This is a genomic window from Binatus sp. (SeqCode), assembly GCF_035272065.1.
GTDB lineage: Bacteria > Desulfobacterota > Binatia > Binatales > Binataceae > Binatus.
The window spans coordinates 1-10,504 of the sequence record NZ_DATEQZ010000043.1; the positions used below are offsets into that span (position 1 = coordinate 1).

The 10,504-nt window shown below is 63.2% G+C and carries 7 protein-coding genes and 2 pseudogenes; 7 read left to right on the plus strand and 2 right to left on the minus strand.

Going from position 1 to position 10,504, the window contains the following annotated elements:
- The 7 genes and pseudogenes from VJX68_RS07435 to VJX68_RS07465 all read left to right on the plus strand — a co-directional run.
- A pseudogene (locus VJX68_RS07435) lies at positions 1–445 on the plus strand (helix-hairpin-helix domain-containing protein); the annotation flags it as partial.
- Positions 446–730 carry a YlxR family protein gene (locus tag VJX68_RS07440; protein ID WP_324095046.1) on the plus strand — a complete coding sequence of 95 codons (285 nt, stop codon included), beginning with the start codon at positions 446–448 and terminating at the stop codon, positions 728–730. It abuts the pseudogene before it with no gap.
- 10 nt (positions 731–740) lie between these two features.
- Positions 741–3,584, plus strand: a pseudogene (gene infB / locus VJX68_RS07445) (translation initiation factor IF-2); the annotation flags it as partial.
- Between the two features lie 144 nt (positions 3,585–3,728).
- Positions 3,729–4,016, plus strand: a complete 288-nt coding sequence (locus VJX68_RS07450; RefSeq protein ID WP_324095041.1) for a DUF503 domain-containing protein — start codon at positions 3,729–3,731, stop codon at positions 4,014–4,016.
- A 15-nt stretch (positions 4,017–4,031) separates the two neighbouring features.
- Positions 4,032–4,382 carry a 30S ribosome-binding factor RbfA gene (gene rbfA, locus VJX68_RS07455; protein ID WP_324095042.1) on the plus strand — a complete coding sequence of 117 codons (351 nt, stop codon included), beginning with the start codon at positions 4,032–4,034 and terminating at the stop codon, positions 4,380–4,382.
- 61 nt (positions 4,383–4,443) lie between these two features.
- Positions 4,444–5,646: a serine hydrolase domain-containing protein gene (locus tag VJX68_RS07460; protein ID WP_324095043.1), complete on the plus strand. Its 1,203-nt coding sequence runs from the start codon at positions 4,444–4,446 to the stop codon at positions 5,644–5,646.
- A gap of 207 nt (positions 5,647–5,853) precedes the next feature.
- Positions 5,854–7,935, plus strand: coding sequence for a nitric oxide reductase activation protein NorD (locus tag VJX68_RS07465; RefSeq protein WP_324095044.1), 2,082 nt, complete (start codon positions 5,854–5,856; stop codon positions 7,933–7,935).
- A 428-nt stretch (positions 7,936–8,363) separates the two neighbouring features.
- Here the strand turns inward: VJX68_RS07465 and gpmI are convergent, their stop codons facing one another.
- Positions 8,364–9,902, minus strand: a complete 1,539-nt coding sequence (gpmI, locus tag VJX68_RS07470; protein ID WP_324095045.1) for a 2,3-bisphosphoglycerate-independent phosphoglycerate mutase — start codon at positions 9,900–9,902, stop codon at positions 8,364–8,366.
- A partial coding sequence (gene eno, locus VJX68_RS07475) for a phosphopyruvate hydratase (protein WP_414643463.1) occupies positions 9,902–10,504 on the minus strand: 603 nt, incomplete at its 5' end. The genes eno and gpmI, both read right to left, overlap by 1 nt.

Genomic DNA, 10,504 nt, shown 5'->3' on the forward strand with positions numbered 1-10,504 from the left:
CGTGCGCCTGGCGCATCGGCTGACCGGATGGAAGCTCGACGTGCGCAGCGAGGCGGAGGCCGAAGAAGAGGCTCGCTCGGCGCGCGCGTCGCTCAACGCAATCCCCGGCATCGGCGACATCAACGCGGAACTGCTCTACCAGTGGGGATTCCGCTCGGCGGAGCAACTGTCGGAGGCCGACGAGACGGCGTTCGACGTCGAGGGCATCAGCCCCGAGCGCGCGATGCAGATAATCAACGCGGCGCGCGAGCACGTCGCGAACAAGAAGATCGCGGCCGCGGAAAAGGCCGCGGCTGCTGCCGAAGCGGCAGAGGCCGCTGCGGCTGACGCTGCGCTGGCAGCCTCGGAGCCGGTAGCGGCGGAAGCAGCAGGTGCGGAGGCAGCGAGCGAAACGATTGCCGAGCAAACCGCGCCGGCCGCCGGCGAAGATGCGGGAGAAAAATAACTGGCTAAGTCGCCCGAGCGTACTTGCGTCGGATGTATGAAGCGGGATGCGAAATCGGCAATGCTGCGAATTGCGGTCGTCAACGGGCGTGTCGAAGTGGATTTCGAGGCGCGCCGCGCCGGGCGCGGAGGATATTTGCATCCAACGCCCGGATGCGTCGAACGCTTCGTCGGTTCAAAAGTTAAGGAATTTCACGCGCTCCGGCGAAAAATTGAACGTCGCGAGCGGGTCCAGATAGCGGCGGCGATCGAACCGCGACTGGATAGAAGCTCGGAGGTCGAATAGTATAACTGGGATGGCGCGAAAGCGGATCAAAACTCTTGCAACGGACTGGCGATTCCCGGTCGAGGATTTGCTCGCCGGATGCGCCCGCCTGAAGCTCGGGCATACGCAGTCCGAGTCGAGTCTTCTCTCGCCCGAAGAGGCGGACCGGCTGAAGGCCGACCTCGACGAGCAGGCGCATCGCGCGTCGATTCTCCGCCGCGAGACCGTGCTCGAAACGAGCAGCGGAAAGATTTTAGAGAAGCGCCTCAACGCCACTGTGATGCGCCGGCGTCACGCCGAGGGCGGACAGCCCGCCGGCGGCGCCGACACGCCTTTCCATTTCGAAGTCGAAGAATCCCGCGACGATTCGTTCGTGTCGCCTTTTCTCGGCGAACCCGCGGAGGCCGAGACCCCGGTCATGTTCGACTCGCATCATGTGGAACCTGCGCCGGTCGTCGAGCCGCATCGCGCGCCAGAGCCGATTGTCGTCAAGCCGGAGCCCGAAATCGAAGAGATTGGCGAGGCCGACTACGAGGCTCATCCGCCCGAGGCCGCCGTCCATATCAAGGATGAGGAACCGGAGCCTGAAATTAAGATTGTTCGCCCGGAGCTCGAGCACGCGCCTGTCGTTGCCGAAGCCGCGCCCGCGCCTGAAGCGCCTCCTGCGGCGCCGTCGTCGCGCTTTGGTTACCGCACCGATCGTGTGCGCCCGGCGGAAACTGCGGAGCGTGGCTCGATCAACCTGACGCGCGGCTCTCAGACCGGCCCGACGCTCGACGACGGGCAGAAGGGACCGAAGGTTCTCGGCAAGATCGACCTGCGCCCGAAGGCGCCGGCACCGCGTCCCGCGTCGCCTGGTTCGCGTACCGCAGCCGGCGCGCCGAGTGCGCGGCCCGGTCTGACCGGACGCTTCGCTCCGCAACAGCAGCCGGCACAGCCGGCGGAAGGGATGCCGCAACTTCCGCCCGATCAGATCGCCAAGCCCGGCGGCGGCCGCGGAATAAAGAAAAAGAAAGTCGTCAAGAAGGGCAGTACAGACCTTGCCGCCGAGCGCGAGATGCGCGGGCTGCGGGTGCCGAAGAAGCGCCGCGCTCTCCCTGGCAAGGAACAACGCAAGACCGAGATCACGACACCCAAGGCCTCCAAGCGCGTCGTGCGTATCACCGAGGGCGTTACGGTCGGCGACCTCGGGCGATCGATGGGCGTCAAGGCCGGCGACCTGATCAAGAAGTTGATGGAACTCGGCCAGATGGCGACGCTGAACCAGGTGCTCGACGTCGACACCGCCACGTTGCTCGCGGGCGAGTTCGGCTACAGCGTCGAGAATGTTTCCTTCGACGCCGAGCAGGTCATCGAAGAGGCGCCCGAAGAGACCGTTGTCGGCGAGATGGTCACGCGGCCGCCGGTCGTCACCGTGATGGGCCACGTCGATCACGGCAAGACCTCGCTGCTCGACGCGATTCGCCACACCAACGTTACGGCGCGCGAGTTTGGTGGAATCACGCAGCACATCGGCGCGTACACCGTCGAGGCCAACGGGCGGCCGATCGCGTTCGTCGATACCCCCGGCCACGAGGCGTTCACTGCGATGCGCGCGCGCGGCGCCAAGGTCACCGACATTGTCGTGCTGGTGGTCGCGGCCAACGAAGGCGTGATGCCGCAGACCCAGGAGGCGATCAACCACGCTCGTGCCGCCAACGTTCCGATAATCGTCGCAATCAACAAGATCGATTTGCCCGACGCGAACATCGACAACGTCAAGCAGCGCCTGACGCAGGTCGGCCTGGTGCCGGAGGACTACGGCGGCGATATCATAACCGTGCCAGTCTCGGCCCGCACCGGCGTGGGAATCGACAAGCTGCTCGAGATGATCCTGCTGCAGGCCGATGTGATGGAGTTGAAGGCCAATCCGTCGCGCTCCGCACGCGGTACGATAATCGAGTCGCAGCTCGACCGCGGCCGGGGTCCGGTCGCCACCGTGCTCATCCAGGAAGGCACGCTGCACCAGGGCGATCCTTTCGTCAGCGGAACTTCATACGGACGCGTGCGCGCGATGCAGAACCATCTCGGGCAGCGACTCACCGAGGCGGGACCGTCCACGCCGGTCGAAATTTTCGGCCTCTCGACAGTTCCCGAGCCCGGCACCGTATTCACCGCCGTGGTCGAGGAATCCAAGGCGCGGCAAGTGGCCGAGTATCGCCGTGGCAAGCAGCGCGAAGGCGAACTCACCAAGACCAGCCGCATCTCGCTTGAAGACTTGAGCCAGCGGCTGGCGGCGGGCGAGGTCAAGGAACTCAAGGTCATCCTCAAGGGCGACGTGCAGGGTTCGGTCGAGGCGCTTGCCGACGCGCTCGCGCGGCTGTCAACTGAGGAAGTCAAGCTCGAAGTAATTCATGCCTCGGCCGGCGCGATTTCAGAGACCGACGTAACGCTCGCGTCGGCTTCCAAAGCCATCATCATCGGCTTCAATATCCGTCCCGAACCGAAGGCCGCGAACCTCGCGGAGAAAGAAGGCGTCGAGATTCGCCTCTATACGATCATCTACGAAGCGATCAACGACATGCGCGAGGCGATGGAAGGTCTGCTCGCGCCGACGTATCGGGAGAAGGCGCTCGGCCGCGCGGAGGTCCGCAAGATTTTCAACGTGCCCGGCGCCACCGTAGCGGGATGCATGGTGGTCGACGGCAAGATTGTGCGCAGCGCTCGCGCGCGGCTGGTGCGCGACGGCCGCCCGGTGTGGGAGGGCAAGCTCGCCACGCTCAAGCGCTTCAAGGACGATGCGCGCGAAGTCGTGCAGGGCTACGAATGCGGTATCGCGCTCGAAAATTTCAACGACGTGAAACCCGACGACATCATCGAAGCTTTCGAGATGGAAGCGATCCTGCGCAGGCTCGCCGCGCCCAGTCCCCAGACGGTGCGCGGTCAGGCGGCGGTCGAAAAGCAACTTCAGCCTTAGACTGCGGTTTGGTTGGTCGTTCCGGGCGCGCGGCGGGCGCGTTGGCGGAGGGGGCGTATCATCATGGTCATCGGCATCATGCGGCTGACGCTGTTTCTGCCGGAGAATCATTCGCTCAAGGGCAAGCGGCAGGTGCTGCGCGCAATCAAGGCCCGCGTCCGCAACAAGTTCAACGTCTCGATCGCCGAGTCCGACAACCACGACATGTGGCAGCGCGCCGAATTGGGTATCGCGCAGGTCGGCAGCGACCGCGCGTTCGTGGACAGTGCGCTGCGCGAGGTCGTGAACTTTATCGATTCGCTCGGGCTGGTCCCGCTCGGCGAAGAGCAGCTCGAAATTATCCACTACTGACACGGGTGAAGTACATTGCCTGAAGGCCGAAGACCCGAGCGCGTCGCCGAAGCAGTCCTGCGGGAACTCTCAGGCCTGCTCGTGCGCGATCTGCGCGACCCGCGCCTGCGCGGCATCACGCTGACGGGCGTCAGGATGGACGACGACCTGCGCCACGGCCGCGTCTATTTCTCGCACCTCGAAGGCTCGATCCGCGCCCCGGCCGCAATCGCCGGCTTCAAGAGCGCCAGCGGCTTCATCCGCCGCGAAATCGGCAAATCACTTGGCCTGAGATACACGCCCGAGCTGGATTTCGAATTCGACCCCGCCCTCGAACGCGCCGCCCGCATCGACGCGCTGCTGAAGCAATCGGCCCCCAAGGACTGAGTCGGCTCCCCTCTCGCATTTGGAACCAGAGATGCTCAAGCGCTTGGCATCCGCGATCGCGATGATTGCTTTAGCACTCGCCGCGTCGCCCGCGTGCGCCACGCCCTGGCTAAACGGCGACTACCTGTATCGATACGCCTTCTGGGGCCTGCGCCATCAATTCTCGCCGTCCGACGACTACAAACTGTTCCCCTACCGCACGATCGAAAACGCACCGCCCGCGTTTCAATTCCCGCGCGCCATCGTCGGCGCCCTGCCGGTCGAGGTGGAATACAAGGATGGCGACACGACCAAGCGCGTCGCGCTCAACAAATTGCTCGAAACAACCGGCACTCACGCTTTCATCGTGATCAAGGACGGCAAGCTCCTCGACGAGCGCTACCTCAACGGCTACCAGCGCGACTCGATCTGCATCTCGCGCTCGATGGCCAAGTCGTTCACTTCGGCGCTACTCGGGATCGCAATCGACGAGGGTTACATCAAGAGCGTCAACGATCCGATCGTGAATTATCTTCCGGAACTGAAAGACCGCGGCTTCGACACGGTCACGATTCGAAATCTGCTGACGATGGGATCCGGCATCCGCTATCGAATCGCCGAAATGCCGTGGGACGAGGACGCGCTCTACTTCTTCTATCCGAACTCCAGGGGGATGTTGCTTTCTGACACGGAAATCGCGGAGCCTCCCGGCCAAAGCTTTCATTACACCGACTTCAACGTCGGCCTGCTGGCGATTGTCGTCGAGCGCACGACACATCGGACGCTAAGCGGCTATCTCCAGGAGAAAATCTGGGAGCCGATCGGGATGGAGTATCCCGCGACCTGGAGCCTCGACAGTATTCAGGACGGCTTCGTGCTGTCGCACGTCGCGCTGAATGCGAGAGCAATAGATTTCGCGAAATTCGGCCAGCTCTTCTTGGAAAAGGGGAATTGGAACGGTAGGCAGCTCATCTCGGAAAAATGGGTGCACGAATCAACGGCGCCCGATCCTGCCGATCACCGCCCATGGGAGACGTATCCGCAATGGGCGGACGCGGGCGGCTACTACAAATATTTCTGGTGGGGCAATTCTCGGGGCGCCGATGACTACACGTTCGAAGCCATCGGCAGATGGGGCCAGTTCATCTTCGTCGTTCCCAGAGCCAACGTCGTCATCGTCCGCACGGCAGGCGATTTAGGCCTCGACATCGTGCAGTGGTCGCAGGTCTTTCGATACATCGCGGATTCCGTGAGCCACGGTGAACCTTCGAAGCCCCCGCCATGATACATTGTGGTATGAAGCCGGCTCGAAAGATTACGGTTCTCGTTAGCAGCGACCTGCTGGACAAAGCCCGCTGCGCGCGCTGGAATCGGCGAAACCGCCCGCAAAGCTCTCGGGCAGTCGGAACCATCATCATGCGCGATACCCTCCGCCAACATCAAATTGCATCGCTGTCTCGCTCTTTGTAACAATGATTATGTTGTAAGGATGATGCCCGAAACTGCCGAGAAACCGCAGGACCTCTTCGAAATCAAGGGCGTGCTGACGAAGTTCATGCGGATGCTGTTTCCGCTTGAGTTCCGCATCGACTCGCTCGCCAACAGCGGCCCGATGCTGCCGTTTCACTACCCGCTGCTGCCCGGCGAGATGATCTACCTGCCCGAGCGCCTCGAACCGTTCGGCACTCGCGGCGACGCCTACATCTACTATTTCGTCACCACCGCGCACCTCGCGGCGCGTCATGACTTCGGCACCTTCAAGCTGAAACTCGCGGACATCGCGGGCTTCGAAGAGCGCGGCGAGAGCGGCGTCGAGGCGATCGACAGCTTCGTCGCGTCGTTCGACGACCCGGGCCTCGCGGGCGCGCTGATGCGGCTGGCGGAGTCGGCGCGAATCGACGCCGAACTAGCGCGCCGTTATCGCGGACTCGCGCCGCGCATCGCAGGCCTCAATCGCTCGCTCCTCGATCGGCTTCATCCCGAGTCGCTCAGCACGATGCTGGTGCGCGCGGCGCTCGATCTCAAATCGACTGGCGAAGGATTTGATTCGCCGCTGGTCATGATGGCCGCGCAGCACTTCGCGCCTGTTCGCGCGCGTGGCGCCGACGTCATGACCAGCGTCCGCCAGGTCAGCGCGCTCTACGATTGGCTCCAGGATCTGATCCGACAGGCCCGCGAGCGTGGCGAAAGCGACCCCCTCACCGAAGAAGAAGCGGAGCGGATGCGCAACGACCTGATCAAAGGAATGAAAGGCTCGGAATCGCAGACCGCCAGCGAAGGCGAAGACGGCGAGAATGGCGACGGCGGCGGCGAGCCCGATCAGAACGTGCAAATGGACGTCTCGGGCAAACAATCTAAGGGCGGACAGGGCAGGGCGCTCTCGCCCGAAGAATTGCGCAAGCTCATCGAGCAGGGCGCCGAGATCAAACCCTCGCAGGGCGACGGCAGCGCCGAGGGCGACGGCATGTACCTGACGCAGCTCACCGGCAAGCAGCTCAGCGAGCTCGAGCAGATGCGCGAACAGCTCGGCGAAGTCGGCTCCGTCACCGGGCAGGGACGCCTGATGATCGGACGCGGCCGCCAGGATTCCTACTACGCCTACGACGAATGGGATTACGTGCTGAACGATTACCGCCGCAACTGGTGCCGGTTGCGCGAAATTCCGCTGACTGGCGACGAGGGCGACTTCTACGAGAACACGCTCATTCGTTACGCCGAGATGATGCCCGGCGTGCGCCGCAACTTCCAGCGCATCCGGCCCGCGTCGTACCGGATGGTCCGCGGACTCGAGGACGGCGAGGAAATCGACATCGACCGGACCATCGAGGCTCGCGTCGCGCGCCTGATGGGCGAGACGCCCGACGGGCGCATGTACAAGGCTCGCAAGAAAGAAGCGCGCGACGTCGCCACGCTGTTCCTGCTCGACATGTCAGCGTCGACCGACGAGCCCGTCCATCGCGAGCCGCGCAAGCATACCGACGATGACGACACCGACGACTGGATGAAGGCCTGGCAGCGCCGCCCACAGACCGCCAATCGTCCGCGCCGCATCATCGACGTCAACAAGGAAGCGCTCGTCATCATGGCGCAGGCGCTCGAGGAAATCGGCGACTCCTACGCGATCATGGGTTTCTCCGGCCATGGCCGCGACAACGTCGAATTTTACGTCATCAAGGAATTCGATCAGGAACTCAGCGACGAGGTCAAGGCGCGCATCGGCTCGGTCGAGCCCAAGCGCTCAACCCGGATGGGCGCGGCGATTCGCCACGTGCGCGAGAAATTCAAGGACGTCTCCTCGCGCGCCAAGCACATGATTCTGCTGAGCGACGGCTTCCCGCAGGATTTCGACTACGGCCACGACCGCCGCTCGAACGCCTACGGCATCCAGGACACGATGGTCGCCCTCAAGGAACTCGAGCTCGCAGGCGTCCTCCCGTTCTGCATCACGGTCGACAAAACCGGCCACGACTACCTGCGCCAGATGTGCCAATCCTCGCGCTACCTGGTCATCGAGGACATCGCGTCCCTCCCGCGCCAGCTCCCAAAAATCTACGAGCAGGTTATCCGCTGGTAACCCGCCTCTCTCAGTTTCCCTTTCGGTTCGTACCGCGCAGGTCGCACGAGAATCCGCAAAGCGAGATCTGGTCATCCGGACGAAGCGAGCAACGCGAGCGGCAGGAAGGATCTCGGACAGCTTAGCGCCACGCGAAGCCGGTTCCGGTCTATCACTCCCGCGCTGCGCGCGCTCCTTGTTGCACTGCCGCAAAAGTTCAGGGATGAACTGTTCAGCCTTATCCGTACGCGCCCGTCTTGCTATTGATCACGCATGAGCATCGCTCACAATGCCACTCGCTTGCCCGCATCTCTGAAAATCGGGCCACGATCCTCGCTCTTCCGAAATATTAGTTTTGACGGAACGAAACGACCGATGGTGGTCCGTCAGTCGCCAAACCACAACTAATGGTAGAAATCGCCAATTTTGTCCGATCAAGGATCTACAAATCAGCGTGCAATCTCGACCCTCAAATCGTGCCCCGTCATCTCACTCGGCGCCTTCACCCCAAGCATCCCGAGCAGCGTCGGCGTGACATCCGCGAGCGTGCCGCCGTCCTTGAGCCGCCCCTTGAATCTCGGATCGTACAGAATCAGAGGCACCGGATTCGTCGTATGCGCCGTATGTGGCTGGCCGGTCGCGGGGTCGGCCATAAATTCCGCGTTGCCGTGATCCGCGGTGACGAGAGCGACGCCGCCGCGCTTCTCGAGCGCGTCGATCACGACGCCCAGCGCCGCGTCCGTCGCCTCGACCGCCGCCACCGTCGCCTCGAACTTGCCGGTGTGGCCGACCATGTCGGGATTGGCGAAGTTCATCACAACGACATCGAACTTGCGGGCCGCAATTTCTGCGGCGACGCGCGTTGCGATTTCTGCCGCCTTCATCGCTGGCTCCAGGTCGTAGGTCGCGACCTTCGACGACGGAATCAGCGCGCGCTCTTCGAGCGGAAACGCCTTCTCGACGCCGCCGTTCAGGAAGTAAGTGACGTGCGCGTATTTCTCGGTCTCGGCGACGCGCAAATTTTTGAGCCCCGCGCGCGCCAGCACCTCGGCCAACGTGTTGCGCACGTCCTCGGGGCCGAACGCCAGCGGCAGCGCGAACGAGCGGTCGTACTCAGTCATGCAAACATAGCCCGCCTTCGGGATGCGCGGGCGCTGGAAGCCGGAGAATCCATCGAGCGCGATCGCGGCCGACAGCTCGCGCGCCCGGTCCGCGCGAAAGTTGAAGCAGATGACCTGGTCGCCGTCTGCCATCGGCGTTCGCGCACCGATAACATGAGGCTCGACGAACTCGTCGCTCTTACCCGCAGCGTACGAACTCTCCAGTGTCGCGCGCGCACTCGAAGAGGAGATGCCATCGCCCCGGACAATCGCGCGCCACGCCCGCTCGACCCGATCCCATCGCTTGTCGCGATCCATCGCGTAGTAACGTCCCGTGACCGTCACGATTCGCCCGCGCCCGAGCTGCTTCAGCTTCGCTTCGAGCCGATCGATAAACGCGAGCGCGGAGCGCGGCGGCTTGTCGCGCCCGTCGAGCACGGCATGAACCGCAATCCGGGTTGCGCCGTTAGCCGCGGCGACGTCGAGGATCGCCATCAGATGATCGATATGACTGTGCACGCTGCCGTCGGAGAGCAGTCCCCAGATATGCAGCGTCGTGCCGAGCGCGACCGTCTCTTTAATCGCCTTGACGATTGTCGGATTGCGCGCGAAGGCGCCGCTCTCGATCGCTTTCGTGATTCGCATCAGGTCCTGGAAAATGACCCGGCCCGCGCCGATCGTGAGATGCCCGACTTCGGAGTTGCCCATCACGCCCGGCGGCAGTCCCACCGCTTCGCCCGACGCCTCGAGTTCGGTGTGCGCCTGCGTGGCGTAGAGGCGGTCCATCACGGGAGTCTTCGCCGCCGCGATAGCGTTCGACGCGCGGCTCTTGCTGATCCCCCATCCGTCGAAAATCACCAGCGCTGCAACCGACGGCCGGGTCGCCATCAGGATTTCCCGCGCTTGAACGCGGCGGCGCCGGGATACGTCGCCTTGGCGCCAAGCTCTTCGGCAATTCTGATCAGCCGGTTGTATTTCGCGATGCGCTCGGACCGGCTCATCGATCCGGTTTTGATTTGTCCCGCGCCGGTCGCGACCACCAGGTCCGCGATCGTCGTGTCTTCGGTCTCGCCCGATCGATGAGAGATTACACTGCTATAACCCGCCGCGCGCGCCATCTCGATCGTCGCGAGCGTCTCGGTCAGCGTGCCGATCTGGTTGAGCTTGATCAGGATCGAGTTCGCGACGTGCTCGTCGATTCCCCGTTTCAGAAATTTTGGATTGGTGACGAAGATGTCGTCGCCGACAATTTGCGTCTTCGCGCCGAGCTCGCGCGTGAGAATTTTCCATCCCGCCCAATCATCTTCCGCCAGTCCATCTTCAATCGAGACAATCGGATATTTCTTGAGCCACGCTGCGTAGAACTCGACCATCTGCTCGGCGCTGCGCGCGCTTTTGTCCGAACGCGCGAACACGTACTTGCCGTTTTCGTAAAATTCGCTCGACGCCGGATCGAGCGCGATCGACATGTCGGCGCCGGGACGGTAGCC

Bases quoted from the DNA above. Each gene is read 5' to 3' on its own strand.
- VJX68_RS07460 (WP_324095043.1), top strand. From the start codon at position 4,444: ATGATTGCTTTAGCACTCGCCGCGTCGCCCGCGTGCGCCACGCCCTGG.
- gpmI (WP_324095045.1), bottom strand. From the start codon at position 9,902: ATGGCGACCCGGCCGTCGGTTGCAGCGCTGGTGATTTTCGACGGATGG.
- VJX68_RS07450 (WP_324095041.1), top strand. From the start codon at position 3,729: ATGGTCATCGGCATCATGCGGCTGACGCTGTTTCTGCCGGAGAATCAT.
- VJX68_RS07465 (WP_324095044.1), top strand. From the start codon at position 5,854: ATGCCCGAAACTGCCGAGAAACCGCAGGACCTCTTCGAAATCAAGGGC.